Genomic DNA, 23,952 nt, shown 5'->3' on the forward strand with positions numbered 1-23,952 from the left:
CATGCAGCATCTCGATCTACAAGTGGTACGCCGGGCGCTGGCGTGGTCGGTGGCGGGGCAGCGCATCTGGCTGTGCACCGTGTTGACCACCTATGGTTCGGCACCGCGTGCTCCGGGGTCGTTGCTGGCAGTGAACGACGACGGGCAGTGGATCGGCTCGCTGTCCGGTGGCTGCGTCGAGGAAGACTTTCTCGAGCGCGTGGCGGAAGGTGCGTTTCTCGATGCGATCAACGTGGTGCGCTACGGCGAAGGCGATGATCCGCGCTCGCGGGTCAGCCTGCCCTGTGGCGGCATTCTCGACGTACTGGTAGAGAAATTTGACGCCGACTGCGAGGTGCAGGCGCATCTGCGAGAGCTCGAATCGGCGCTGCTCGGTCAGCGCCGCTTGATTCGTGAGGTCGATCTGGCCAGCGGTGCGCGCGCGTTGTTTGCAGATCGCGAACAGGGGGCGCGCATCGAACGTGAGATTGATCGGGTGCGCATTCGAGTCGGCGCCGCGCAGCGTTTGTTGCTCGCCGGCTATTCCAGTGTTGCGCAGGCATGCGCCGAGTTTGCGGTGGGTCTCGGTTTCGAAGTGATTCTCTGTGATCCGCGTGATGAAGTGCTCGACGGCGTGATACTGGATGGCGTGGAGATTCGTCGGCAGTTGCCGTCGGTGTTCATTGCCGACGGCGGCTGTCATCGCGATACCGCAGTGGTGGCGTTGACTCACGATCCGCGTATCGACGATCTGGCGATGATGGAGGCGGTGCGTACCGAGGCGTTTTACATCGGCGTCATGGGCTCGCAGCAGACCTCACAGAAGCGCTTCGAGCGCCTGCGCAGGATTGGCGGATTGGGGGAGGTTGAATTGGCGCGGATTCATGCGCCGATCGGCTTGAACCTGGGCAGCAAGACCCCGGCGGAGATTGCCTTGGCGGTGCTGGCGGATATTTTGCGCATTCGTAGCGGGATTGCCCGAGACCAACTCTGATACGAGCTTGTCCATCGAATTGTGGCGAGGGAGCTTGCTCCCGCCGGGTCGCGAAGCTGCCCCTCTTTTATCCAAAAAGAGGGGCTGCTGCGCAGGCCAGGCGGGAGCAAGCTCCCTCGCCACAGTTTTTTGCCAGTCAAGAAAACTGATCAGAAACCCAGTTTGTCGCGCAAGCCGTAATACCAGGCGCCCAATGCCGCAAACGGCGTACGCAGCAACTGCCCGCCCGGGAACGGATAGTGCGGCAAGTCCGCAAACGCATCGAACCGTTCAGCTTGCCCGCGCAATGCTTCGGCCAGCACCTTGCCGGCCAGGTGTGTGTAGGTCACTCCGTGGCCGCTGCAGCCCTGCGAGTAATAGATGTTGTCGCCAAGGCGCCCGACCTGTGGCAAACGCGACAGGGTCAGCAGGAAGTTGCCCGTCCAGGCGTAGTCGATCTTCACGTCTTTGAGCTGAGGAAACGCCTTGAGCATTTTCGGGCGAATGATCGCTTCGATGTTTGCGGGGTCCCGCGCGCCATACACCACGCCACCGCCGAAGATCAGGCGCTTGTCACCGGTCAGGCGGTAATAGTCGAGCAGGTAATTGCAGTCTTCGACGCAGTAATCCTGGGGCAGCAGGGATTTCGCCAGTTCTTCGCCCAGCGGTTCGGTGGTAATCACCTGTGTGCCGCAGGGCATGGACTTGGCTGCCAGTTCCGGTACCAGATTACCGAGGTAGGCGTTGCCGGCAACGATGATGAACTTGGCCCTGACCTTGCCCTGTGGCGTGTGCACCACCGGGTTGGCACCGCGCTCGATGCGTACGGCGGGGGATTGTTCGTAAATGGTCCCGCCGAGGGATTCCACTGCTGCGGCCTCACCCAGCGCCAGGTTCAGCGGATGGATGTGCCCACCGCTCATGTCGAGCATGCCGCCGACGTACTGATCGCACGCCACCACTTCGCGAATGCGACGCTCATCGAGCAGCTCAAGCTGGGTATGGCCGAAGCGCTCCCACAGGCGCTTCTGCGATTCCAGGTGGCCCATCTGCTTGGCGGAGAGGGCTGCGAACACGCCGCCGTCCTTCAAGTCGCACTGGATGTTGTACCTGGCGACCCGTTCGCGAATGATCCGGCCGCCTTCGAAGGCCATCTGCCCGAGCAGTTGTGCTTGTTTGGGGCCGACACTGCGTTCGATCACGTCGATGTCGCGGCTATAGCTGTTGACGATCTGCCCGCCATTACGACCCGACGCACCGAAACCGACCTTGGCGGCTTCCAGCACGGTCACGCGAAAACCGTTTTCCAGCAGGAACAGGGCTGAAGACAATCCGGTGTACCCGGCGCCGATCACACAGACGTCCGTCTCCACATCAGCTTGCAGAGACGGGCGGGGCGGTACGGCATTGGCCGACGCAGCGTAATAAGACTCTGGGTAAGGGGTGTTCGCCATCCTGCAGCCTCTGTTTAATATATTTTACGAGTGTGCCGATCCTACCCGAGTTGAAAAACCTCCGCCAGCCACCGGAATAATCTTCTTCACCGGCCTGAAATTAAATATTTTGCATATTCATAGGGTTAGGTGAAAAAAAGGTGTTGACACCCCTCCGGAATTCCGTAGAATGCCGCCTCACAGCAGGCACGTAGCTCAGTTGGTTAGAGCACCACCTTGACATGGTGGGGGTCGTTGGTTCGAGTCCAATCGCGCCTACCAAACAAAATCCGCTCTGCTGGGCGGTCTAGAAGGGCTCACCGAAAGGTGGGCCCTTTTTTGTTGTCTGCGATTTGCAGGGGCACGGAAAAGGTTTGGGTCTGGTGTTCGGCTGATAGCTCACCGTCGGTCGCCGTCATCCTTGAAAATTGTGTGGATATTGAAGGGGTTACGATTTTATTTAACCAACCGGTTATCAAAAAAACGTTGTTGCCCCTCTTTGAATTCAGTAATATTCGCCCCGCGTTCACCACCACGGTTTATGCATTTTTAAATCCCAAGCTTCCATCAGCTGCTTGGGATTTTTTTTGCCTGCGATTTGGCGTCCGCTCCTCCTGTTCCTCTCTATTCAACCCGTAGCGATCTTCGACAAGCAGGTCCCTGCTTTTTCGACTACTACTGACTGGCCGATTTCCGACTCTTGTCACGGGAGTGTTTCGATGCTGATTCACTGGTTGCTTGCCGCTGTTCATCTATTGGCGTTTGCTCTGGGCTTCTGGGCGGTGCTGACGCGCGGCACGGCGTTCATGCGCCTGGGTTCGGGCGCGGGGGAGGTCAAGCGGGTTTTGCTGGCTGACAGCCTCTGGGGGATTTCTGCGCTGGTTTTGCTGATCACGGGCGGGATGCGTGCATTCGGCGGGTTCGAAAAGGGCGCTGACTATTATCTTCATCAGCCGCTGTTTCATTTGAAGATGACGCTGTTTGTGCTGATTCTGCTGATAGAGCTCGCACCAATGATCACCCTGATCAAATGGCGTATTGCCTTGGGGCGAGGCGCAGAGCTCGATACCGGCCGGGCGAAGTTGTTTGCGCGAATCAGTCACGTCGAAGCACTGCTGATGGTGCTGATGGTGATTGCGGCCACTGGCATGGCTCGCGGTGTGACATTTGCTTAGGACGGCGCAATTCCCTGCTCTCTATCGGAAATGTCCGACAGTCAGTTCTGGTAATGACAGGTAGTATCGACCGGAAAGAAAGAAGGGCGGGGAGATCGAGGCGATGCGGGGCGAAGCTGTGCTGTGTTTCAGGCGCCGTGCCCAGCGGAGTGGGAAGCGGGTGGCAATACGGCGCGTGAATCTTTAGCCAGTCATTACGCGCGGGTAAACGAACTGGCTAGGGTTTGCGATGCGGCTCAGGGCGTTTGTGGCTTGTCCGGGGCGGTCAGGCCTGCCTGAATGCGCTGATAAATCTCTTCGCGGTGTACGGCAACGTTTTTCGGGGCGTTGATGCCAATGCGAACCTGTTGGCCGCTAACACCGAGGATGGTGATCGTAATGTCATCACCAATATTTATGCTTTCACCGACTTTGCGGGTGAGTATCAGCATGGTCTTCTCCTTGATTGCTTTGTAGGGCACCTGATTCAGACAGTGCAGAGGTCGGTGGTACGTATAGATTAGTGCGAAGTCTCACGGTTTGGGTGCCTCTTTCTGACGCGCAGATGCGGCATTAATTCCCAGGGCGTAACTATACAGAGGCTGCAATCATCAATCTCGTTGTTTTGTGCCCATTTTGCGGGGCTCGCGAAGTATTTTTGAATGATAAGATCGCCGCTTTGAGAATTCCGAGGAAAGTGTTGTGCGCAAATTGGTCTGGGTCATCGCGGCACTGGCATTGGCAGGATGTGGTGAAGGCAAGAGTGTAGACGTACAGAAGCCGAAAGCGGCAGTGGCGGCGTCACCTGCGGCGGCTTCTGCACCGCAGTGGGATCTGGAGGTGCGCGGCGAAACGCCTCAGGCTGTCAGTGATCTGAGTGGCTGGTTGATCGAGCACGCATTCGTTCCGACGGTGATCAAGGACGGCAGTGGTAAAACGCGAATTCTGATCGGTCCGTTCAACTCCCAGGCCGATGCTGAAGCTCGTAAGGTGCAAGTGGACGCGGCATTGGTGAAGGCGAAAAAACAGAACATTGAATCGGTGGTGATCGAGCACCCGATCGCGCCGTAGGCGTAAATAAAAAGGCCGTGAGCGTTATGCTCACGGCCTTTTTTAATTTGCGCATCCCGTCAGCCACAGGCTTTCAGATTCACCGGGCCGACGAATTCGTTGCCGCGTCCCATCACGCAGGCCACGCTCTGGTTGCGTTGACGCTCCCAGTCTTGCACCGGATATGTCTTGTCCCATGCTTCATACAATTGCCGGTCCTGTTTCGACAGGCGCAAGCCGTACTGCTTGCTCATGTAGAAGTAGGTCCGGGCGATCATGCCGCGAATCGAAGGGCGGGGCATGACCTTCTTCGCCTTGAAGTCGACCTGGGTCAGGCAGGAGCCGTACTGGCCAGACTGCACTGGCAGCCAGCCGTAGCTGAAATTGCTGCGATCGCCATTGACCTCGCCGATGCTCGGCACCAGGTTGTGCAGGTCCGCTTCAGCCTTCTGATAGCCAGGGTCGTAACGCGTACAGTTCTTGCGTCCGCCTTCCTGCCAGCATTGGCGTTGATGGCCGAACTCCCAGGCCGGGACAATGTGTTCCCACTCGATACGTGAAGCGCGCTTGGCGTTTTTGCGCGGTACGTAGCCGCAAGCCTTCAGATCGACTTTGTTGCCGGTGTATTTACACCCGCAATAAAACTCGGTGGATTGCGGCGCATAGAGCTTCCAGGCGACCTTCTTGGCTTCGGTGAATGTGCGAGGGGCGCCAGCCTGCGCGCCCATGGTGATGAACAACAACAGCAAAGCAAAACAGCGGACACTCATTGAATCAATCTTCCTTCGGTACAACCCAAAAAATCTGCACGCCGCCATCATCGCGATAGGCAAGGGTGACGTTATCGTTCTCGTCGATTTCCTCGAGCAGGCGCTCCCACTCATCCGTTGGCTCATCCGGCAGGCGGAAGATCAGTGCGGCTTTGGCTTTTTGTGCAGTCGGAGAATTGATGATTTTCTGAACGCGCATACCCATGCGTTCGTAGGCGTCAGGAGCATCAGGAGAGGTGGCCACGAGGTTATCCTTATTAGGCTGTACGTGCATACAGTATTTAACTGTAGGCAATTTCGCAACTGCTTAAAATTCAAGAAAATCCTCTGACAGCCGTTTTCCGATTTTGGTGTGAGGTGTGCCGAAATATTTGTGTGGAAAATGCAGGAGAGCTGCCGCGCATGCCCCCCCTCCACCTGGTCGGTGAAGGGTGAGCAAAGAGCCCGATCACGAACGGATCGGGCGAAGGTCAATCAGTATTCCCAGAACATCCGTTGCAGCTCTTTGCTGTCGTTGGTTTTGGTCAGGGCGACCATTGCCAGGATGCGCGCTTTCTGTGGGTTCAAGTCATGCGCAACCACCCAGTCGTACTTGTCGTCAGGCTGTTCAGCGTTACGCAGGACGAAACCGCCGGCATTGACATGGGACGAACGAATGATCTGCACGCCGTCCTTGCGCAGGGCTTGCAGGGTTGGCACGACGCGAGAGGACACCGAGCCGTTGCCGGTGCCGGCATGGATGATGGCCTTGGCGCCGGACTGGGCGAGGGCTTTGTAGGCGGTATCGGACACGTTGCCGTAGGAGTAGGCGATTTCTACGTCAGGCAGGCTCTTGATGTTTTTGATGTCGAATTCCGAATCCATGGTGTGACGCTTGGCAGGCAGGCGGAACCAGTAGGATTTGCCTTCGACCACCATGCCCAGTGGGCCCCAGGCGCTTTTGAACGCCTCGGTCTTGATGTTGATCATTTTGCTGACGTCGCGACCGGACTGGATTTCATCGTTCATGGTTACCAGTACGCCTTTGCCGCGCGCTTCCTTGCTGCTGGCCACGGCCACGGCGTTATACAGGTTAAGCATGCCGTCCGCCGACATGGCGGTGCCCGGACGCATCGAGCCGACCACAATGATCGGCTTGTCGGTTTTTTCGACCAGGTTCAGGAAGTAGGCGGTTTCTTCCAGGGTGTCGGTGCCGTGGGTGATAACGATGCCGTCGACGTCTTTGCTGTCAGCCAGTTCGGAGACGCGACGACCCAGTTGCAACAGGTTTTCGTTGGTGATGCTTTCCGAAGCAATCTGCATGACTTGCTCGCCGCGCACATTGGCCAGTTTGCTCAGCTCGGGAATGCCGGCAATCAGTTGCTCGACGCCAACCTTGGCTGCCTGATAAGTGGCGCTGTTGGCTGCGCTGGCGCCAGCCCCGGCGATGGTGCCGCCGGTCGCGAGTACCACGACATTGGCAAGCTTGGCCTGGGTTTCGACTTCTTTTGCCTGAAGGGCGGTGGGCAGGAGCAGGAGGAGGGCCAATGCGCCCGGAACCAAAGTGTTGAAAGCAGATTTCATTATTTTTCTCTCTAGTAGTGAGACGGTGCTTGATGCAGGTTCATCTAGATGCGCCCGGGCCGATCTGGATACCCGGGTACAGGGGAGGGAGCAGGATTTGTACCATCCGTACTTTGCTTGAGAGAAATGTTTAACCTTATGATTTAAATCAGGAATTTATACGTTGCTGTGTCGTGGTGCTCAACGCTGCATCCGGGTTTCCGAACATTGGCGGCTTGCGCGTTCGGCTGGCCGAAAGGATCACGCTTGTTCTGCAGAGGGCAAGGCGCAGATTCGATGGCTTTGCTAAAGAAACGGCGCTCTGCGCCGATGCGTCTTCAAGGAATCTTTATTTTTTGAGGAGTTCACATGTCACTTTCGGTTGGTTTTCCAAATGCCAGCGCTGTCACCATCGGTGGCAAATCCGCAGCCACGATCCATGCTCTGAGCGACGCGACTGCCGAAGCCTCCGCCCAGTCGCTGGGCGACAAAGAGGGCGACACCACCCAGGTCAGAACCGGTGGCGCCGCACAGGACGACAGCAAGGCCGAGAGCGGCAGCAATCAAAGTATCGCCGTGAAAATGCTGCTCAAGCGCCTGCAGGAGCTGCAAAAGCAGTTGCAGGAACAGCAACAGCAATTGGCGGCAGCGCAAGCCGCCAGTTATCCCACTCCGGAAGCCAAGCAGACCGCCGTCATGGCGATTCAGGGGCAGATAGCCGATACCAACGGTGCCCTTTCGGAAGTTTCGGGCAACCTGATCAAGGAGCTGGCCAAGGATTCCGGCGGCGGCGGTCTGATCAGTACTACTGCCTGAGATGCGGGCGAATCACGCGATTTGCCCTGCAACAAATGCTGATGTGTGATTGTTGACAAATGTCGGCAGGGTTCGCATAGTTCGGTCTACGCAAACGTTTGCGCAGCTTTCCCGGCGGGTAATCCCTCTGAGGGAAGCGACGTAGCTTACGCCAGCGCAAGCGTTGCTCACAATAATCATAAGATCGGAGTGAACCCATGAAGCTGCCATTCGCTGGACGTCTTCTTGCTGTCGCTATGCTGGCTGCCACAGCCGCCGCACTACCTGTCTCCTCGGCGTTCGCCGAATCCCCGGAAAAACCTAAAGTCGCACTGGTCATGAAGTCCCTGGCCAACGAATTCTTCCTGACCATGGAAGATGGCGCCAAGGCGTATCAGAAAGAACATTCCGCCGATTTCGACCTGATCTCCAACGGCATCAAGGACGAAACCGATACCGCCGGCCAGACGCGCATCGTCGAGCAAATGATTCTGGCGAAGGTCAATGCACTGGTGATTGCGCCTTCCGATTCCAAGGCCATGGTTCCGGTGATCAAAAAAGCCGTCGATGCCGGCATCACCGTGATCAACATCGACAATCAGCTCGATCCGGCGATCGTCAAAAGCAAAAACATCAGCGTGCCCTTCGTAGGTCCGGACAACCGTAAAGGTGCACGTCTGGTCGGCGAATACCTGGCCAAGCAACTGAAGGCGGGCGACGAAGTCGGCATCATCGAAGGTGTGTCCACGACCACCAACGCCCAGCAGCGGACTGCTGGCTTCAAGGATGCGATGGACGCGGCACAGATCAAGATCGTTTCCCTGCAATCCGGTGATTGGGAAATCGACAAGGGTAACAAGGTCGCAGCTTCGATCCTCAGTGAATACCCGGAAGTCAAAGCGCTGCTGGCCGGCAACGACAGCATGGCCGTCGGTGCGGTTTCCGCTGTACGAGCTGCGGGCAAGGCTGGCCAGGTGCAGGTCGTGGGTTACGACAACATCAATGCGATCAAGCCAATGTTGAAGGACGGTCGAGTCCTCGCGACAGCCGATCAGTTCGCCGCCAGGCAAGCTGTCTTTGGCATCGAGACTGCGCTGAAAATCATCAAGGGCGAGAAGGTCGACAGCGGTGCCAACGGCGTGATTGAAACGCCGGTCGAACTGGTCACCAAGTAAGTCTTCCGGCGACACAACGGCGCTCGTCCGTCCGGGCGAGCGCATGGAGAGTTTTTATGTCAGTTTCCGCCCCGAACGCTGTCCTCTCGGTCAGCGGTATCGGTAAGACCTATGCGCAACCGGTGCTGACCGGCATCGACTTGACGCTGATGCGCGGTGAAGTGCTGGCGCTGACCGGCGAGAACGGTGCCGGGAAAAGTACCCTGTCGAAGATCATTGGCGGACTGGTCACGCCGACCACCGGCCAGATGCAGTTCCACGGCAAGGAGTATCGTCCGGGCAGTCGGACCCAGGCAGAAGACCTCGGCGTGCGCATGGTCATGCAAGAACTCAATCTGTTGCCGACCCTGTCGGTGGCCGAGAACCTGTTCCTCGATAATCTGCCGAGCAACGGTGGCTGGATCAGCCGCAAGCAATTGCGCAAGGCGGCGATCGAGGCCATGGCGCAGGTCGGTCTGGACGCGATTGATCCGGACACGCTGGTGGGCGAGTTGGGCATCGGCCATCAGCAGATGGTCGAAATCGCCCGCAACCTGATTGGCGATTGCCATGTATTGATCCTCGACGAGCCGACCGCGATGCTGACCGCGCGCGAAGTCGAAATGCTCTTTGAGCAGATCACCCGGTTGCAGGCGCGTGGCGTCTCGATCATCTACATTTCCCACCGCCTCGAAGAGCTGGCGCGGGTCGCGCAACGGATTGCCGTGCTGCGTGACGGCAACCTGGTCTGCGTCGAACCGATGGCCAATTACAACAGCGAGCAACTGGTCACGTTGATGGTCGGTCGTGAGCTGGGTGAGCACATCGACATGGGGCAGCGCAACATCGGCGCGCCGGCATTGACGGTCAAGGGTCTGACTCGTTCGGACAAGGTGCGCGACGTTTCGTTTGAAGTGCGTGCCGGCGAGATTTTCGGCATTTCCGGGCTGATCGGGGCAGGGCGCACCGAGCTGCTGCGGTTGATTTTCGGTGCCGACGTCGCCGACAGCGGCACCATCGCGCTTGGCTCGCCAGCCAGGGCGGTGAGTGTGCGTTCGCCTGTCGATGCTGTGCGTCATGGCATAGCGTTGATCACCGAAGACCGCAAGGGCGAAGGCTTGCTACTCAGTCAGTCGATCAGCGCCAACATCGCATTGGGCAACATGCCGGAGATTTCCAGCGGCGGTTTCGTCAACAACGGCGACGAAATCTCGCTGGCGCAGCGGCAGATTGATGCCATGCGCATCCGCAGTTCGAGTCCGGCGCAGTTGGTGTCAGAGCTGTCTGGCGGCAACCAGCAGAAAGTCGTGATCGGGCGCTGGCTGGAGAGAGACTGTTCGGTGTTGCTGTTCGATGAGCCGACCCGAGGCATCGACGTCGGTGCCAAGTTCGACATCTATGCCTTGCTCGGCGAGTTGACTCGTCAGGGCAAAGCGCTGGTGGTGGTGTCCAGCGACCTTCGTGAATTGATGCTGATCTGCGACCGGATCGGCGTGCTGTCGGCGGGCCGTCTGATCGACACATTCGAGCGCGACAGCTGGACTCAGGATGATTTGCTTGCCGCCGCGTTCGCCGGCTACCAAAAACGTGATGCGTTGCTCAACGAAGCGGCGCCTAGGGATCTTCCATGAAAACTGCATCTCCTGCCGGCAAACGTAGTGGCAACTTTTACGGTCTGGGCACTTATCTGGGCCTGGCCGGTGCCTTGCTGGCGATGATTGCGCTGTTCTCGGTGCTGAGCAGCCATTTCCTCTCCTACAACACCTTCAGTACCCTGGCCAACCAGATTCCCGATCTGATGGTGCTGGCGGTCGGCATGACGTTCGTGCTGATCATCGGCGGTATCGATCTGTCGGTCGGCTCGGTGCTGGCATTGGCCGCATCGACCGTCAGTGTGGCCATTCTCGGCTGGGGCTGGAGCGTGTTGCCGGCGGCGTTGCTCGGCATGGCGGTGGCGGCACTGGCCGGCACCATCACCGGCTCGATCACCGTGGCCTGGCGGATTCCCTCGTTCATCGTCTCCCTTGGCGTGCTCGAAATGGCTCGAGGCCTGGCGTATCAGATGACGGGGTCGCGCACCGCCTACATCGGCGACGCCTTTGCCTGGTTGTCGAACCCGATTGCGTTCGGTATTTCGCCTTCATTCATCATTGCCTTGCTGGTGATTTTCATCGCGCAGGCGGTTTTGACGCGCACAGTGTTCGGCCGCTACCTGATCGGCATCGGTACCAACGAAGAAGCTGTGCGTCTGGCCGGGATCAATCCAAAGCCTTACAAGATTCTGGTGTTCAGCCTGATGGGTCTGCTCGCCGGTATCGCTGCGCTTTTCCAGATTTCCCGTCTGGAAGCCGCGGATCCCAATGCCGGTTCGGGGCTTGAGCTGCAGGTGATCGCAGCCGTGGTCATCGGCGGCACCAGTCTGATGGGCGGGCGTGGCTCAGTGATCAGCACGTTTTTTGGTGTATTGATCATTTCCGTGCTGGCGGCCGGTCTGGCGCAGATTGGTGCCACCGAACCGACCAAACGCATCATCACCGGTGCGGTGATCGTTATCGCGGTGGTGCTCGATACTTATCGCAGTCAACGTGCAACTCGCCGGGGCTGAATCATGGCAACGATCAAGGATGTGGCGGCGCTCGCGGGGATTTCCTACACCACCGTGTCGCATGTGGTGAACAACACCCGGCCAGTCAGTCAGGAGGTGCGGCTCAAGGTCGAAGCGGCGATCAAGAGCCTTGACTACGTACCGAGTGCCGTGGCGCGCTCACTGAAGGCCAAGACCACCGCCACAATCGGGCTGCTGGTGCCGAACAGTCTCAACCCCTACTTTGCGGAGCTGGCGCGGGGCATCGAGGATTATTGTGAGCGTAACGGCTATTGCGTGATCCTGTGCAACTCCGATGACAACCCGGAGAAACAGCGCAGTTATTTGCGCGTGCTGCTGGAAAAACGCATTGATGGATTGATCGTTGCCTCGGCGGGCGGTGACAGTGGTCTCGCGCAGGGGCTGGCCGGCGTGAAGACGCCGATGGTGATCGTCGACCGCGGCCTCGACGGCGTGGATGCGGATCTGGTGCGTATCGACCATGAATACGGTGCCTACCTTGCAACCCGTCATTTGCTCGAGTTGGGGCATCGCGATATCGCCACTATCGGTGGTCCGGCGAGCACCAGCGTGGCGCAGATGCGCCAGGCGGGATATTGCCGGGCGCTGAAAGAGGCGGGCATCGAAGTGCGCCCTGCGCGCATGCTGGAGAGTGATTTCACCAGTACCGGTGGTTATAACGCGGCGGCCATCCTGCTTGAGAACGATCCGCCGAGCGCCATTTTTGCCGGTAACGACATGATCGGCATCGGTGTCTTGCGCGCGGCCGCCGAGCGCAACGTGCGGGTGCCGGGTGAACTGTCAGTGATCGGTTTCGACGATATCCAGATGAGTCGCTATGTGTATCCGGCATTGACCACGGTTGGCCAGTCGATCCTGCAACTGGGTGAAATGGCCGCCGAGGTCTTGCTGCGAAGGATTGCCACGCCGCAGATGGTCACCGATCAACGGATCGTGACACCGAGTATTGTCCTGCGCGAATCAACTGCGCCGCTGTCTGGCGTGTTCACTGAATACCGCTGAAAACCGAATTGACGAGTAGTGATGTATGCCAGCAAATGTAGTGGTAATAGGCAGCCTGAACATGGATCTGGTCACCCGTGCACCACGGCTGCCCCGAGGCGGTGAAACGCTGATTGGCCATTCGTTTGCCACCGTATCCGGTGGCAAGGGGGCCAATCAGGCCGTGGCCGCTGCACGGTTGGGCGCGCAGGTCGCGATGATCGGCTGTGTGGGCAATGACGACTATGGCGTGCAATTGCGTGACGCCTTGCTGGCCGAGCAGATTGATTGTCAGGCAGTGAGCGTGGTCGAGGGCTCCAGTGGCGTGGCATTGATTGTGGTCGATGACCACAGTCAGAACGCGATTGTCATCGTCGCCGGCGCCAATGGCGCCATGACGCCTGCGGTGATCGATCGTTTCGATGCCGTTCTGCAGAATGCTGACGTGATTATCTGTCAGCTCGAGATCCCGGATGCCACCGTGGGGTATGCGCTCAAGCGCGCCCGCACACTGGGCAAGACCGTGATCCTCAACCCTGCGCCGGCCAGTCGTCCTTTGCCGGCCGACTGGTTCGCGGCCATCGACTACCTGATACCCAACGAGAGCGAAGCCGCGGCCCTGAGCGGTCTGCCGGTCGAGTCGCGGGAGTCGGCAGAAAAGGCTGCCAGCCGCCTGATCGCGATGGGGGCGGGTAAAGTCATCATTACCCTCGGCGCCGAAGGTTCGCTGTTTGCCAACGGCAAGGGGTTCGAACACTTCCGGGCACCGAAGGTGAAAGCCGTCGATACCACAGCGGCAGGCGACACCTTTGTCGGTGGTTTTGCCGCTGCCCTGGCCGACGGCAAGTCCGAAGCCGAGGCGATCCGTTACGGTCAGATCGCCGCTGCCCTGTCGGTCACCCGCGCCGGCGCACAACCCTCCATTCCCAGCATGTCCGACGTACAGGCATTCAAACCCGCATGAAAAAGACTCCTTTGCTTAACGTCGCGTTATCGCGACTGATTGCCTCTTTGGGTCATGGCGACATGGTCGTGATCGGTGACGCCGGATTGCCGGTGCCGCCGGGCGTCGAGCTGATTGACCTGGCGCTGACCCACGGCGTTCCGGATTTCGTCAGCACCCTGAAAATCGTGCTCAGCGAGATGCAGGTGGAAAGCCATGTGCTGGCCAAAGAAATCTTCGACAAGCAGCCGACAGCGCTGACAACGCTGGATGTGTTGAATGAAGAGGGGGCGCTGGGTCGTCGCGATCTGCTCAGTCACGAACAATTCAAGGTTCTTAGCCGACAGGCTCGGGCGATTGTTCGTACAGGCGAATGTCAGCCGTACTGCAACATCGTGCTGGTGGCCGGTGTTACGTTCTAACTTTCAATTTCAAATGCACAAGGAATGCGCCATGCAACGCTATGCTCACACACTGCATCAATTGCTTCGGAGTCTGCTGCTTTTGTCCGTCATTACTGCGACCGGCGCCCAGGCGGCGGAAAAAATCGACCTGATCATTGATACTGATCCGGGCGCTGACGACGTGGTCGCCTTGCTGTTCGCACTGGCCTCGCCGGACGAGCTGAACATTCGCGCGTTGACCACCGTGGCCGGCAATGTCCGCCTCGACAAGACCTCGCGCAACGCGCGTCTGGCTCGCGAGTGGGCGGGGCGCGAGGATGTTCCGGTTTATGCCGGTGCACCGAAACCGCTGATGCGTACGCCGATCTACGCCGAAAACATTCACGGCAAGGAAGGCCTGTCGGGTGTCACCGTGCACGAACCGAAAAAAGGCCTGGCAGAAGGCAATGCGGTCAATTATCTGATCGACACCTTGAAAAAGGCCAAGCCGCACAGCATCACGATTGCCATGCTCGGTCCGCAGACCAACCTGGCGCTGGCGCTGATCCAGGAGCCCGAGATCGTTCAGGGCATCAAGGAAGTGGTGATCATGGGTGGGGCACACTTCAACGGCGGCAACATCACCCCGGTGGCCGAATTCAACCTGTTTGCCGACCCGCAAGCGGCTGAAGTGGTGCTCAAAAGCGGCGTCAAGCTGACCTACCTGCCGCTGGACGTGACCCACAAGATCCTCACCAGCGACGCCCGCCTGAAGCAGATTGCGGCGCTGAACAACAATGCGAGCAAAATCGTTGGCGACATCCTCAACGAGTACATCAAAGGGGACATGGAGCACTACGGTATTCCGGGTGGGCCGGTGCATGACGCCACCGTCGTGGCTTACTTGCTCAAGCCGGAACTGTTTACCGGTCGTTCAGTGAATGTGGTGGTCGATAGCCGTGAGGGGCCGACATTCGGTCAGACCATTGTCGATTGGTATGACGGACTCAAGGCGCCGAAAAACGCCTTCTGGGTCGAAAACGGCGATGCCCAGGGTTTCTTCGATCTGCTCACCGAGCGGCTCAAGCGTCTGAAGTAAAAAAACCGACCCGCAGGTGCCAGCCTGCGGGTGCTACTTCCTCTCTGCGTGCTCATGCTCGATCTGTTCGGTCGGGTAGCGCTCGAAAATCTGCTTGATGAATTGCTGGGCTGCCTCGGTTCCAAGCTCCTTGACCAATAGATCGATTCCTATCAATGCCAGCTCTTCTGTGGTGTCGGGGCTATAAGAGCTGTGCCCGTCGGCCCATTTGGCTTTGATGTCGGCGTCGATGCTTACGGTCGTCATGATAAGGCTCGGGAAGTCGGGAGAACGATGTGTCGAGTTAACCATTTTGTCGGGCGTTTGACACTGCGACTTAGGCATGACCGGAGCGCTATGCGACACTTGGTCTTTTAAGGCTTTCCAAGGATCGCGCTGTGCAGATCGATTTGAATTCCCCTGACGGCCTCACGCTGGAGGCTGTGCGCCAGTTGCTCGCCTCGGCCAGTGATGACGAACACACTCAACTGCGTGTGACTAAGGGCGGTATCGCCTACATTTCTTCGGGCGTGACCGGCGGCCAGGATATCGACGGCTTGCTGTTTCGCCTGGAAACCTGGGCCAAGGGCTCAGGCTACGTCGGAAATGTCGCCGCCAGCGACGAGGTGTGGGTGATGCAGATTTTCAACGCGTTGAAGGACAACTGGCCGAATCCACCGTACGACTACATTGACGTGTATTGAGCGTCGTTAATATTCAGTCACGATTGATTGATGAGGAGCGGGGCGAGGCTCAGGCACACTCGGCGTTTTTCCGGTCGTGGGGCGGTCATGCTCACTGTGGTGAAACCAAACGCCGCAATGGCGGTCGCACGATCTCAGCTCAACTTTTTGAAAACAAGGAGGCTTCATGCCTTTGAAGTTCGCGACACTGGGTGCACTGATGGCCACCGCCCTGTTGGCCGGTTGCAGTACGAGTTCCAGCGAGTCGGCAAAGGATCCAGTGGCCACCGAGTCCGGTCATAGTCGCTGTGAAGCAACGGCAGCGGAGTTCGCCATTGGCAAGAAAGCGTCGCCAGCGCTGCTGGATCAGGCTCGCGCCAAGGCCGGCGCGCAAAATGCCCGCTTCCTCAAACCAACCGACATGATCACTCTGGAGTACCGCTCCGATCGCCTGAACCTGAACACCGACGCCAATCTGGTCGTCACCCGCGTCAACTGCGGCTGATCGCTGACGACTTTTGTTGCAGGCATAAAAAACCCCGTCACATGGACGGGGTTTTTTTAGTGCGCCGGGAAATTACTCTGGGCGAACTTGTGCAGCTTGCATACCCTTTTGGCCTTTCTCAGCCACGAAAGAGACGGTCTGGCCTTCTTTCAGGCTTTTGAAACCGTCGGATTCGATAGCTTTGAAGTGTACGAACAGGTCGTCACCGCCACCTTGAGGAGTGATGAAGCCGAAGCCTTTTTCATCGTTGAACCATTTAACGGTGCCGGTTTGGCGATTAGACATGGTGTATCTCCAAGAAACATATATTTTCAGTAGTACTGTGCTGCTCAGGCCAACTGGGCACACCGGAGTATCATAGTCGAAATGTTCGCTTTGGTAGCCCCCCGGACGTGCTGTTTGCTTTCATATTGCATTCATTTCAACCTCTGAAATGTCTGCAGGCCCCGGTTTCAGAGGCTTTTGGCCGAAAAAACAGGGCGTAAAAAAAGCTATAAAACCTGCGTAAATTATCGAAATCAGGGCCTTTTTGACGGTTTTAAGGCTGTCGCAGACCCGAAAAAGCAATCGTCAGCGCTTATTTCTGCACTCGGCAAACCGAGATTTCTTTCAATGCGCGCTGACCCAGTTCACCGCTCGGCGGGGTGTTCTTGTCCATCAGTTGTGCGATCTCTTGCGTGGTGAATTTCTTCTCCAGAACATCGGCACCGCAAGTGCAGTGCTGTTTGGCTACGGTTGGATTGACGCTTTGGGCTGCGGCTTTGGTGCAATCATCCATGTATTGCTTCTTTACGCCGGCAGGCCACGCGGCGTTGGCGCTCAGCGGCAGCAGCAGGGCCAGCGGGGCCGCGAAAGCAAAAAGTCGGATAAGGCGCATGTCTGAAACTCCTGGTTTGATATCGGCGACGATTCTCAGCCTATTTGAGGCAAAGCGTATATCCCAAGTTCACTTCGCTCCGCAAAAATGCGCAAATCTTCAGCGTTGCAAATCGTTCGAGTCGATGACCGTTCATCTGTGCTAGCATGCCGGGCTCAAGCGTTCTCAGGCTCCGGACGGCCTTCAGCCCCGGCAGCGGTCAGCGTGCGAACATTCTGATTTGAATCCCAGTCACTCTGGTTCGGTTTTCCGGTTGGCCGCAAGGCTCCTGCCGCTGTAAGGCAGGCGTTCGTCATTGAATGGCCTGGATCGGATCTTGTACTGGCTCATCCCAACCCACGTGACCTTTGGTAGGGGTCACCACTAGGAGAGGAGGCGCCATGCCAACTATTACTCTTCCCGACGGCAGTCAACGTTCATTCGATCACCCGGTTTCCGTAGCCGAGGTCGCTGCATCCATTGGTGCAGGCCTGGCCAAGGCCACCGTGGCCGGCAAGGTCAACGGCAAGCTGGTCGACGCCTGCGACCTCATCGACAGCGACGCGACGCTGCAAATCATCACGCCAAAGGATGAAGAGGGGCTGGAGATCATTCGCCACTCTTGCGCACACCTGGTTGGCCATGCGGTCAAGCAGCTGTACCCGACCGCCAAAATGGTTATCGGTCCGGTCATCGACGAAGGCTTCTATTACGACATCGCCTTCGAGCGTCCCTTCACGCCGGACGACATGGCCGCCATCGAACAGCGCATGCATCAGCTGATCGACAAGGATTACGACGTCATCAAAAAGGTCACTCCGCGCGCCGAAGTGATCGAAGTGTTCAAGGCCCGCGGCGAAGACTACAAGCTGCGCCTGGTCGAGGACATGCCGAACGAGCAGGCCATGGGTCTGTACTACCACGAAGAATACGTCGACATGTGCCGCGGTCCGCACGTGCCGAACACCCGCTTCCTGAAATCCTTCAAGCTGACCAAGTTGTCCGGTGCCTACTGGCGCGGTGATGCCAAAAACGAGCAGCTGCAGCGCGTTTACGGTACCGCTTGGGCTGACAAGAAGCAGCTGGCGGCATACATCCAGCGCATCGAAGAAGCGGAAAAGCGCGATCACCGCAAGATCGGCAAGCGCCTGGGCCTGTTCCACACCCAGGAAGAAGCGCCGGGCATGGTGTTCTGGCACCCGAATGGCTGGACCTTGTACCAGGTGCTCGAGCAATACATGCGCAAGGTGCAGCGTGACAACGGCTACCTCGAGATCAAGACCCCGCAAGTGGTCGATCGCAGCCTGTGGGAGAAATCCGGGCACTGGGCCAACTATGCCGACAACATGTTCACCACCGAGTCGGAGAGCCGCGACTACGCCATCAAGCCGATGAACTGCCCTTGCCACGTGCAGGTGTTCAATCAGGGCCTGAAGAGCTACCGTGAGCTGCCGATGCGCCTGGCCGAATTCGGTGCCTGCCACCGCAACGAGCCGTCGGGCGCGCTGCACGGCATCATGCGCGTGCGTGCGTTCACTCAGGACGACGCCCACATTTTCTGCACCGAAGAGCAGATGCAGGCCGAATCCGCTGCCTTCATCAAGCTGACCATGGATGTTTATCGCGACTTCGGCTTTACCGACGTCGAGATGAAGCTGTCCACTCGTCCGGAAAAACGTGTAGGTTCCGACGAACTGTGGGATCGCGCCGAAGCCGCACTGGCCGCAGCCCTTGATTCCGCTGGCCTGCCGTACGATCTGCAGCCGGGTGAAGGTGCGTTCTACGGTCCGAAGATCGAGTTCTCGCTGAAAGATTGCCTCGGTCGCGTGTGGCAGTGTGGTACCTTGCAGCTCGATTTCAACCTGCCTGTCCGTCTCGGTGCCGAATACGTCTCCGAAGACAACAGCCGCAAGCACCCGGTCATGTTGCACCGTGCGATCCTCGGATCCTTCGAGCGTTTCGTCGGGATTCTGATCGAGCATTACGAAGGTGCATTCCCTGCGTGGCTGGCGCCAACCCAGGCAGTGATCATGAATATCACTGATAAACAGGCAGATTTTGTCGCTGAAGTCGAAAAAACTCTCAACGAAAGCGGATTTCGTGCCAAGTCCGACTTGAGAAATGAAAAGATCGGCTTTAAAATCCGCGAGCATACTTTGCTCAAGGTTCCCTATCTTTTGGTTATCGGAGATAAGGAAGTCGAGATGCAGACTGTCGCTGTGCGTACTCGTGAAGGTGCTGACCTGGGCTCGATGCCCGTCGCCCAGTTCGCTGAGTTTCTCGCGCAAGCGGTTTCCCGGCGTGGTCGCCCAGATTCGGAGTAATTATTATTAAGCGTGAACCGAGACAAGATAAACGAGCTGCACCGAAAGCGCCGATCAATGAGAATATCTCGGCACGCGAGGTTCGGTTAATTGGCGCTGACGGCGAGCAGGTTGGCATCGTCTCTATTGATGAAGCGCTTCGTATTGCTGAAGAAGCAAAGCTTGATCTGGTAGAAATCTCCGCAGACGCAGTCCCACCGGTTTGCCGGGTGATGGACTACGGCAAGTCGATCTTCGAAAAGAAGAAGCAGATTGCAGCGGCGAAGAAGAACCAGAAGCAGATTCAGGTAAAAGAAATCAAGTTTCGTCCAGGGACGGAGGAAGGGGATTACCAGGTAAAACTGCGCAACCTGGTACGTTTCCTGAGTGATGGGGACAGGGCCAAGGTATCCTTGCGATTCCGCGGCCGTGAGATGGCCCACCAGGAGCTGGGGATGGAACTCCTCAAGCGGGTTGAAGCTGACCTGCTCGAGTACGGTTCGGTCGAACAGCATCCTAAGATGGAAGGACGCCAGCTGATCATGGTCATCGCCCCGAAAAAGAAGAAGTAATCAACAGGGCACGGCAGGCCTTCTGATTATGTTTATCAACTGAATGCGGAGTATCCGAACATGCCAAAAATGAAAACCAAAAGTGGTGCTGCTAAGCGGTTTCTGAAAACTGCTAACGGTATCAAGCACAAGCACGCTTTCAAGAGCCACATCCTGACTAAAATGTCGACCAAGCGTAAGCGTCAACTGCGCGGTAGCAGCTTGCTGCATCCGTCTGACGTGGCAAAAGTCGAGCGCATGCTGCGCCTTCGTTAATTTTAGTCAAGAATAGAGGAAGTAACTCATGGCTCGTGTAAAGCGTGGCGTCATTGCCCGTAAACGTCACAAAAAAATTCTGAAACTTGCTAAAGGCTACTACGGCGCACGCTCCCGCGTATTCCGTGTTGCCAAGCAAGCGGTAATCAAGGCAGGCCAATACGCCTACCGTGACCGTCGTCAGAAAAAACGTCAGTTCCGCGCTCTGTGGATCGCTCGTATCAACGCTGGTGCTCGTGTTAACGGTCTGTCCTACAGCCGTTTCATCGCTGGCCTGAAAAAAGCGTCCATCGAGATCGACCGTAAGGTTCTGGCTGATCTGGCAGTGAACGAAAAAGCGGCGTTTGCTGCGATTGTCGAGAAAGCTAAAGCCACCTTGGCTTAAGTACCCCCGACAGTCACCCGGCCTCATCTCTGTGAGGCCAGGTGTTAAACGTCATAAATAGGGGAAGAGCCTTCAAGCTCTTCCCCTATTTTGTATCTGGAGTCTGTACATGGAAAACCTGGATGCGCTGGTCTCTCAAGCACTAGAGGCTGTGCAAAGCGCTGAAGATATCAATGCCCTGGAGCAAATCCGGGTTCAATACCTTGGCAAAAAGGGCGAATTGACTCAGGTGATGAAGACCCTGGGGAATTTGCCGGCAGAAGAGCGTCCGCAAGTCGGCGCGCTGATCAACGTTGCCAAGGAACGTGTCACAGGCGTTCTCAATGCGCGCATGGCTCTGTTTGAGGAAGCCGAACTGGCGGCCAAACTGTCTGCCGAATCCATTGACGTGACGTTGCCGGGCCGTGGCCAGACCTCCGGTGGCCTGCATCCGGTGACCCGGACTCTGGAGCGTGTCGAACAGTTCTTCACCCGCATCGGCTACGGCATTGCCGAAGGCCCTGAGGTCGAAGACGACTACCACAACTTCGAAGCGCTCAACATCCCAGGCCATCACCCGGCCCGGTCGATGCATGACACCTTCTATTTCAATGCAAACATGTTGCTGCGCACCCATACCTCGCCGGTACAGGTCCGCACCATGGAGTCCAAGCAACCGCCGATCCGCATCGTCTGCCCGGGCCGTGTGTACCGCAGCGACTCCGATATCACCCACTCGCCGATGTTCCACCAGGTCGAAGGCCTGCTGGTTGATCGCGACATCAATTTTGCCGATCTCAAAGGCACCATCGAAGAATTCCTGCGGGTGTTCTTCGAGAAAGAACTGGCCGTACGTTTCCGTCCTTCGTACTTCCCGTTCACCGAACCATCCGCTGAAGTCGATATGGAATGCGTGATGTGCAGCGGCAAAGGCTGCCGCGTCTGCAAGCAGACCGGCTGGCTGGAAGTGATGGGTTGCGGCATGGTTCACCCGAACGTGTTGCGTATGTCCGGCATTGACCCGGAAGAGTTCTCCGGCTTTGCCTTTGGCATGGGCGTCGAGCGTCTGGCCATGCTCCGTTACGGCGTGAACGACTTGCGTCTGTTCTTCGACAACGACTTGCGGTTCCTCGCGCAATTTCGCTAGTCGTAACGAATTCTTAGGAGAGCAGGATGAAATTCAGTGAACAATGGCTGCGTGGCTGGGTTAGCCCGCAGGTAAATCGCGACGAGCTGGTTGCCCGTCTGTCGATGGCCGGTCTTGAGGTCGATAGCGTGACTCCGGCCGCCGGTGTATTCAGCGGCGTGGTAGTGGGCGAGGTGCTGAGCACCGAGCAGCACCCTGATGCCGACAAGTTGCGGGTGTGCCAGGTCAGCAATGGCGCGGAAACCTTCCAGGTCGTGTGCGGAGCGCCAAACGTGCGCCCGGGCCTGAAGATTCCGTTCGCCATGATTGGCGCCGAGCTGCCGGGCGACTTCAAGATCAAGAAAGCCAAGCTGCGCGGCGTTGAGTCCAACGGCATGCTCTGCTCGCAAGCCGAGCTGCAAGTCGGTGAAGGCAACGACGGTCTGATGGAGCTGCCGGCCGATGCACCGGTGGGCGAAGACTTCCGTGTGTATCTGGATCTGGAAGATGCCAGCATCGAGGTCGACCTGACCCCGAACCGTGGCGACTGCCTGTCCCTGGCCGGTCTGGCCCGTGAAGTCGGCGCGCTGTACGCGACTCCGGTTACCCGTCCGGTCGTGGCCGCCGTTGCGGCCGTGCACGATGAAGTGCGTTCGGTAGAAGTGCTGGCCCCAGCCGCATGCCCGCGTTACCTGGGGCGCGTTATCCGTAACGTCGATCTGTCCAGGCCGACGCCGCTGTGGATGGTTGAACGCCTGCGCCGCGCCGACGTGCGCAGCATCGATGCGGCTGTCGACATCACCAACTACGTGATGCTGGAGCTGGGTCAGCCCCTGCACGCTTTCGATCTCGCCGAAATCAATGGCGGCATCCGCGTGCGCATGGCGGAAGAGGGTGAGAAGCTGGTGCTGCTCGACGGTCAGGAAGTCAGCCTGCGCAGCGATACGCTGGTAATTGCCGACCACACTCGCGCGTTGGCGATTGCCGGCGTGATGGGCGGTGAGCACAGCGGTGTCTCCGCGACCACTCGCGACGTATTCCTTGAATCAGCGTTCTTCGACCAGATCGCGGTGGCAGGCAAGGCCCGTTCCTACGGCCTGCACACCGATGCTTCGCACCGCTACGAGCGTGGCGTGGACTGGCAACTGGCCCGTGAAGCCATGGAGCGCGCTACCGGCCTGCTGCTGGAGATCACTGGCGGCGAAGCCGGTCCGATCATCGAGACCGTCAGCGAACAGCACCTGCCGTCAATCGCTCCGATCACTCTGCGTGCCCAGCGCATCACTCAGATGCTTGGCATGGAGATGGACTCGGCTCAGGTCGAGCGTCTGCTCGGCGGCCTGGGTCTTGGCATTGCAGCCGATGGTGAAGGCCAGTGGCGCGTAGAAGTGCCGAGCCATCGCTTCGATATCAGCCTGGAAGTCGATCTGATCGAAGAACTGGCCCGTCTGTATGGCTATAACCGTCTGCCGGTTCGTTACCCGCAAGCACGCCTGGCGCCACAAGCCAAGGCTGAGGCGCGTAGCGATCTGCCAGAACTGCGCCGCCTGCTGGTTGCGCGTGGTTATCAGGAAGCGATCACATACAGCTTCATCGATCCGAAACAGTTCGAACTGTTCAATCCGGGCGTCGAGCCGCTGTTGCTGGCCAATCCGATCTCCAACGACATGGCGGCGATGCGTTCGTCGCTGTGGCCGGGTCTGGTCAAAGCGTTGCAGCACAACCTGAACCGTCAGCAGGATCGCGTACGTCTGTTCGAAAGCGGTCTGCGTTTTGTCGGTCAACTGGAAGGCCTGAAGCAAGAGCCAATGCTGTCCGGTGTGGTCTGCGGCAGCCGTCTGCCGGAAGGCTGGGCGCAAGGCCGCGATACCGTCGATTTCTTCGACGTCAAAGCCGACGTGGAAGCGGTGCTGGGCTTTGCCGGTGCGCTGGATTCGTTCACGTTCGCACCGGGCAAACACCCGGCGCTGCACCCGGGTCAAACCGCGCGTATCGAGCGCGAAGGGCGTGAAGTGGGCTTCATCGGCGCGATTCACCCTGAATTGTCGAAAGCCTTGGGCCTGGATCGTCCGGTCTTCGTTTTCGAGCTGGTTCTGGCTGAAGTGGCGCTCGGTAAAATGCCGAAATTCCACGAGTTGTCGCGCTTTCCTGAAGTGCGTCGTGACCTTGCACTGATTGCGCACAAAGACGTCGCATCCGCGGCCGTACTGGACGTAATCCGTGAAAATGCAGGCGAATGGCTCACAGATCTCAGGCTGTTTGACGTGTATCAGGGTAAAGGCATTGATCCTGATAGAAAAAGCCTTGCAGTTGGCTTGACCTGGCAGCATCCATCGCGCACTCTTAATGACGATGAGGTGAATTCGACGACGCAAAATATCCTCACCTCGCTCGAACAAAGGTTGAACGCCACGTTAAGGAAGTGAC

Annotated in this window: 27 protein-coding genes and 1 tRNA gene; 20 read left to right on the top strand and 8 right to left on the bottom strand. The window is 58.0% G+C overall.

Annotation, left to right across the window (positions count from 1 at the left end):
• Position 1: 1 nt before the first annotated feature.
• A complete protein-coding gene (locus HV782_RS10805) occupies positions 2-973 on the top strand; it encodes an XdhC family protein (protein WP_186744674.1) in 972 nt (323 codons plus the stop codon).
• Between the two features lie 149 nt (positions 974-1,122).
• On the opposite strand, the gene HV782_RS10810 is transcribed toward HV782_RS10805, so the two are convergent.
• Positions 1,123-2,406, bottom strand: a complete 1,284-nt coding sequence (locus tag HV782_RS10810) for an NAD(P)/FAD-dependent oxidoreductase (protein ID WP_123463391.1) — start codon at positions 2,404-2,406, stop codon at positions 1,123-1,125.
• Positions 2,407-2,590: 184 nt separating this feature from the next.
• Here HV782_RS10810 and HV782_RS10815 point away from each other — a divergent pair.
• Both HV782_RS10815 and HV782_RS10820 read left to right on the top strand, forming a co-directional pair.
• Positions 2,591-2,667, top strand: a tRNA-Val gene (locus HV782_RS10815).
• 437 nt (positions 2,668-3,104) lie between these two features.
• The gene (locus tag HV782_RS10820; RefSeq protein WP_128615695.1) at positions 3,105-3,560 is read left to right on the top strand and encodes a DUF2214 family protein; all 456 of its coding nucleotides are present in this window, start codon (positions 3,105-3,107) and stop codon (positions 3,558-3,560) included.
• Between the two features lie 236 nt (positions 3,561-3,796).
• Here the strand turns inward: HV782_RS10820 and csrA are convergent, their stop codons facing one another.
• A complete protein-coding gene (gene csrA / locus HV782_RS10825) occupies positions 3,797-3,991 on the bottom strand; it encodes a carbon storage regulator CsrA (RefSeq protein ID WP_003179932.1) in 195 nt (64 codons plus the stop codon).
• A 250-nt stretch (positions 3,992-4,241) separates the two neighbouring features.
• On the opposite strand from csrA, the gene HV782_RS10830 reads away from it, so the two are divergent.
• A complete protein-coding gene (locus HV782_RS10830) occupies positions 4,242-4,610 on the top strand; it encodes an SPOR domain-containing protein (protein WP_186747749.1) in 369 nt (122 codons plus the stop codon).
• Between the two features lie 59 nt (positions 4,611-4,669).
• Here the strand turns inward: HV782_RS10830 and HV782_RS10835 are convergent, their stop codons facing one another.
• The 3 genes from HV782_RS10835 to HV782_RS10845 all read right to left on the bottom strand — a co-directional run bounded on the left by HV782_RS10835 (position 4,670) and on the right by HV782_RS10845 (position 6,922).
• Positions 4,670-5,359 carry an endonuclease gene (locus HV782_RS10835; RefSeq protein WP_186747752.1) on the bottom strand — a complete coding sequence of 230 codons (690 nt, stop codon included), beginning with the start codon at positions 5,357-5,359 and terminating at the stop codon, positions 4,670-4,672.
• 4 nt (positions 5,360-5,363) lie between these two features.
• On the bottom strand, positions 5,364-5,633 hold the full coding sequence (locus HV782_RS10840) for a DUF1654 domain-containing protein (protein ID WP_186747754.1): 270 nt from the start codon (positions 5,631-5,633) through the stop codon (positions 5,364-5,366).
• 200 nt (positions 5,634-5,833) lie between these two features.
• Positions 5,834-6,922 (bottom strand): asparaginase, encoded by a 1,089-nt coding sequence (locus HV782_RS10845; RefSeq protein ID WP_123463374.1) that lies wholly within the window; start codon positions 6,920-6,922, stop codon positions 5,834-5,836.
• 348 nt (positions 6,923-7,270) lie between these two features.
• On the opposite strand from HV782_RS10845, the gene HV782_RS10850 reads away from it, so the two are divergent.
• The 8 genes from HV782_RS10850 to HV782_RS10885 all read left to right on the top strand — a co-directional run bounded on the left by HV782_RS10850 (position 7,271) and on the right by HV782_RS10885 (position 14,882).
• Positions 7,271-7,717 (top strand): hypothetical protein, encoded by a 447-nt coding sequence (locus tag HV782_RS10850; RefSeq protein ID WP_186747756.1) that lies wholly within the window; start codon positions 7,271-7,273, stop codon positions 7,715-7,717.
• A gap of 197 nt (positions 7,718-7,914) precedes the next feature.
• Positions 7,915-8,871, top strand: coding sequence for a sugar ABC transporter substrate-binding protein (locus HV782_RS10855; protein WP_186747758.1), 957 nt, complete (start codon positions 7,915-7,917; stop codon positions 8,869-8,871).
• 56 nt (positions 8,872-8,927) lie between these two features.
• Complete coding sequence (locus tag HV782_RS10860; RefSeq protein ID WP_123463368.1) at positions 8,928-10,481, top strand: sugar ABC transporter ATP-binding protein; 1,554 nt, start codon at positions 8,928-8,930, stop codon at positions 10,479-10,481.
• Positions 10,478-11,455 (top strand): ABC transporter permease, encoded by a 978-nt coding sequence (locus HV782_RS10865; RefSeq protein ID WP_123463366.1) that lies wholly within the window; start codon positions 10,478-10,480, stop codon positions 11,453-11,455. Before HV782_RS10860 ends, HV782_RS10865 begins: the two co-directional genes overlap by 4 nt.
• 3 nt (positions 11,456-11,458) lie before the next feature.
• A complete protein-coding gene (locus tag HV782_RS10870; protein ID WP_186747760.1) occupies positions 11,459-12,478 on the top strand; it encodes a LacI family DNA-binding transcriptional regulator in 1,020 nt (339 codons plus the stop codon).
• Positions 12,479-12,503: 25 nt separating this feature from the next.
• Complete coding sequence (gene rbsK, locus HV782_RS10875; protein WP_186747762.1) at positions 12,504-13,421, top strand: ribokinase; 918 nt, start codon at positions 12,504-12,506, stop codon at positions 13,419-13,421.
• Positions 13,418-13,822, top strand: coding sequence for a D-ribose pyranase (gene rbsD / locus HV782_RS10880; RefSeq protein WP_123463360.1), 405 nt, complete (start codon positions 13,418-13,420; stop codon positions 13,820-13,822). Before rbsK ends, rbsD begins: the two co-directional genes overlap by 4 nt.
• A 31-nt stretch (positions 13,823-13,853) precedes the next feature.
• On the top strand, positions 13,854-14,882 hold the full coding sequence (locus HV782_RS10885; RefSeq protein ID WP_123463358.1) for a nucleoside hydrolase: 1,029 nt from the start codon (positions 13,854-13,856) through the stop codon (positions 14,880-14,882).
• A 33-nt stretch (positions 14,883-14,915) separates the two neighbouring features.
• On the opposite strand, the gene HV782_RS10890 is transcribed toward HV782_RS10885, so the two are convergent.
• Positions 14,916-15,128 (bottom strand): hypothetical protein, encoded by a 213-nt coding sequence (locus tag HV782_RS10890; protein ID WP_123463356.1) that lies wholly within the window; start codon positions 15,126-15,128, stop codon positions 14,916-14,918.
• 131 nt (positions 15,129-15,259) lie between these two features.
• Here HV782_RS10890 and HV782_RS10895 point away from each other — a divergent pair, with 131 nt between their 5' ends.
• Both HV782_RS10895 and HV782_RS10900 read left to right on the top strand, forming a co-directional pair.
• Entirely contained in the window at positions 15,260-15,565 is a 306-nt protein-coding gene (locus tag HV782_RS10895; protein WP_128614032.1) for a hypothetical protein, read from the top strand.
• A gap of 166 nt (positions 15,566-15,731) precedes the next feature.
• Positions 15,732-16,049: an I78 family peptidase inhibitor gene (locus HV782_RS10900; RefSeq protein WP_123463352.1), complete on the top strand. Its 318-nt coding sequence runs from the start codon at positions 15,732-15,734 to the stop codon at positions 16,047-16,049.
• Positions 16,050-16,121: 72 nt separating this feature from the next.
• On the opposite strand, the gene HV782_RS10905 is transcribed toward HV782_RS10900, so the two are convergent.
• Positions 16,122-16,334 (bottom strand): cold-shock protein, encoded by a 213-nt coding sequence (locus HV782_RS10905; RefSeq protein ID WP_003179963.1) that lies wholly within the window; start codon positions 16,332-16,334, stop codon positions 16,122-16,124.
• 292 nt (positions 16,335-16,626) lie between these two features.
• Positions 16,627-16,926, bottom strand: a complete 300-nt coding sequence (locus tag HV782_RS10910) for a hypothetical protein (RefSeq protein ID WP_128614033.1) — start codon at positions 16,924-16,926, stop codon at positions 16,627-16,629.
• A gap of 380 nt (positions 16,927-17,306) precedes the next feature.
• On the opposite strand from HV782_RS10910, the gene thrS reads away from it, so the two are divergent.
• From thrS to pheT, 6 genes are all read left to right on the top strand, one after another.
• On the top strand, positions 17,307-19,229 hold the full coding sequence (thrS, locus tag HV782_RS10915; RefSeq protein WP_128614034.1) for a threonine--tRNA ligase: 1,923 nt from the start codon (positions 17,307-17,309) through the stop codon (positions 19,227-19,229).
• A complete protein-coding gene (infC, locus tag HV782_RS10920) occupies positions 19,229-19,780 on the top strand; it encodes a translation initiation factor IF-3 (RefSeq protein ID WP_123463346.1) in 552 nt (183 codons plus the stop codon). Before thrS ends, infC begins: the two co-directional genes overlap by 1 nt.
• Positions 19,781-19,840: 60 nt before the next feature.
• The gene (gene rpmI / locus HV782_RS10925; RefSeq protein ID WP_002553160.1) at positions 19,841-20,035 is read left to right on the top strand and encodes a 50S ribosomal protein L35; all 195 of its coding nucleotides are present in this window, start codon (positions 19,841-19,843) and stop codon (positions 20,033-20,035) included.
• Between the two features lie 28 nt (positions 20,036-20,063).
• Positions 20,064-20,420 (top strand): 50S ribosomal protein L20, encoded by a 357-nt coding sequence (gene rplT, locus HV782_RS10930; RefSeq protein ID WP_002553161.1) that lies wholly within the window; start codon positions 20,064-20,066, stop codon positions 20,418-20,420.
• Between the two features lie 109 nt (positions 20,421-20,529).
• Entirely contained in the window at positions 20,530-21,546 is a 1,017-nt protein-coding gene (pheS, locus tag HV782_RS10935) for a phenylalanine--tRNA ligase subunit alpha (RefSeq protein ID WP_003226365.1), read from the top strand.
• 26 nt (positions 21,547-21,572) lie between these two features.
• Positions 21,573-23,951, top strand: coding sequence for a phenylalanine--tRNA ligase subunit beta (pheT, locus tag HV782_RS10940; RefSeq protein ID WP_123463344.1), 2,379 nt, complete (start codon positions 21,573-21,575; stop codon positions 23,949-23,951).
• Position 23,952 lies beyond the last annotated feature (1 nt).

The sequence above is a fragment of the Pseudomonas monsensis genome (assembly GCF_014268495.2).
In the GTDB taxonomy this organism is placed as follows: Bacteria; Pseudomonadota; Gammaproteobacteria; order Pseudomonadales; family Pseudomonadaceae; genus Aquipseudomonas; species Aquipseudomonas monsensis.

What these genes read in the sequence shown, in the direction of transcription:
- HV782_RS10805 (WP_186744674.1), top strand. Translation starts at nt 2, where the DNA reads ATGCAGCATCTCGATCTACAAGTGGTACGCCGGGCGCTGGCGTGGTCG.
- HV782_RS10810 (WP_123463391.1), bottom strand. Translation starts at nt 2,406, where the DNA reads ATGGCGAACACCCCTTACCCAGAGTCTTATTACGCTGCGTCGGCCAAT.
- HV782_RS10820 (WP_128615695.1), top strand. Translation starts at nt 3,105, where the DNA reads ATGCTGATTCACTGGTTGCTTGCCGCTGTTCATCTATTGGCGTTTGCT.
- csrA (WP_003179932.1), bottom strand. Translation starts at nt 3,991, where the DNA reads ATGCTGATACTCACCCGCAAAGTCGGTGAAAGCATAAATATTGGTGAT.
- HV782_RS10835 (WP_186747752.1), bottom strand. Translation starts at nt 5,359, where the DNA reads ATGAGTGTCCGCTGTTTTGCTTTGCTGTTGTTGTTCATCACCATGGGC.
- HV782_RS10840 (WP_186747754.1), bottom strand. Translation starts at nt 5,633, where the DNA reads ATGCACGTACAGCCTAATAAGGATAACCTCGTGGCCACCTCTCCTGAT.
- HV782_RS10845 (WP_123463374.1), bottom strand. Translation starts at nt 6,922, where the DNA reads ATGAAATCTGCTTTCAACACTTTGGTTCCGGGCGCATTGGCCCTCCTC.
- HV782_RS10850 (WP_186747756.1), top strand. Translation starts at nt 7,271, where the DNA reads ATGTCACTTTCGGTTGGTTTTCCAAATGCCAGCGCTGTCACCATCGGT.
- HV782_RS10855 (WP_186747758.1), top strand. Translation starts at nt 7,915, where the DNA reads ATGAAGCTGCCATTCGCTGGACGTCTTCTTGCTGTCGCTATGCTGGCT.
- HV782_RS10860 (WP_123463368.1), top strand. Translation starts at nt 8,928, where the DNA reads ATGTCAGTTTCCGCCCCGAACGCTGTCCTCTCGGTCAGCGGTATCGGT.
- HV782_RS10865 (WP_123463366.1), top strand. Translation starts at nt 10,478, where the DNA reads ATGAAAACTGCATCTCCTGCCGGCAAACGTAGTGGCAACTTTTACGGT.
- HV782_RS10870 (WP_186747760.1), top strand. Translation starts at nt 11,459, where the DNA reads ATGGCAACGATCAAGGATGTGGCGGCGCTCGCGGGGATTTCCTACACC.
- rbsK (WP_186747762.1), top strand. Translation starts at nt 12,504, where the DNA reads ATGCCAGCAAATGTAGTGGTAATAGGCAGCCTGAACATGGATCTGGTC.
- rbsD (WP_123463360.1), top strand. Translation starts at nt 13,418, where the DNA reads ATGAAAAAGACTCCTTTGCTTAACGTCGCGTTATCGCGACTGATTGCC.
- HV782_RS10885 (WP_123463358.1), top strand. Translation starts at nt 13,854, where the DNA reads ATGCAACGCTATGCTCACACACTGCATCAATTGCTTCGGAGTCTGCTG.
- HV782_RS10890 (WP_123463356.1), bottom strand. Translation starts at nt 15,128, where the DNA reads ATGACGACCGTAAGCATCGACGCCGACATCAAAGCCAAATGGGCCGAC.
- HV782_RS10900 (WP_123463352.1), top strand. Translation starts at nt 15,732, where the DNA reads ATGCCTTTGAAGTTCGCGACACTGGGTGCACTGATGGCCACCGCCCTG.
- HV782_RS10905 (WP_003179963.1), bottom strand. Translation starts at nt 16,334, where the DNA reads ATGTCTAATCGCCAAACCGGCACCGTTAAATGGTTCAACGATGAAAAA.
- HV782_RS10910 (WP_128614033.1), bottom strand. Translation starts at nt 16,926, where the DNA reads ATGCGCCTTATCCGACTTTTTGCTTTCGCGGCCCCGCTGGCCCTGCTG.
- thrS (WP_128614034.1), top strand. Translation starts at nt 17,307, where the DNA reads ATGCCAACTATTACTCTTCCCGACGGCAGTCAACGTTCATTCGATCAC.
- rpmI (WP_002553160.1), top strand. Translation starts at nt 19,841, where the DNA reads ATGCCAAAAATGAAAACCAAAAGTGGTGCTGCTAAGCGGTTTCTGAAA.
- rplT (WP_002553161.1), top strand. Translation starts at nt 20,064, where the DNA reads ATGGCTCGTGTAAAGCGTGGCGTCATTGCCCGTAAACGTCACAAAAAA.
- pheS (WP_003226365.1), top strand. Translation starts at nt 20,530, where the DNA reads ATGGAAAACCTGGATGCGCTGGTCTCTCAAGCACTAGAGGCTGTGCAA.
- pheT (WP_123463344.1), top strand. Translation starts at nt 21,573, where the DNA reads ATGAAATTCAGTGAACAATGGCTGCGTGGCTGGGTTAGCCCGCAGGTA.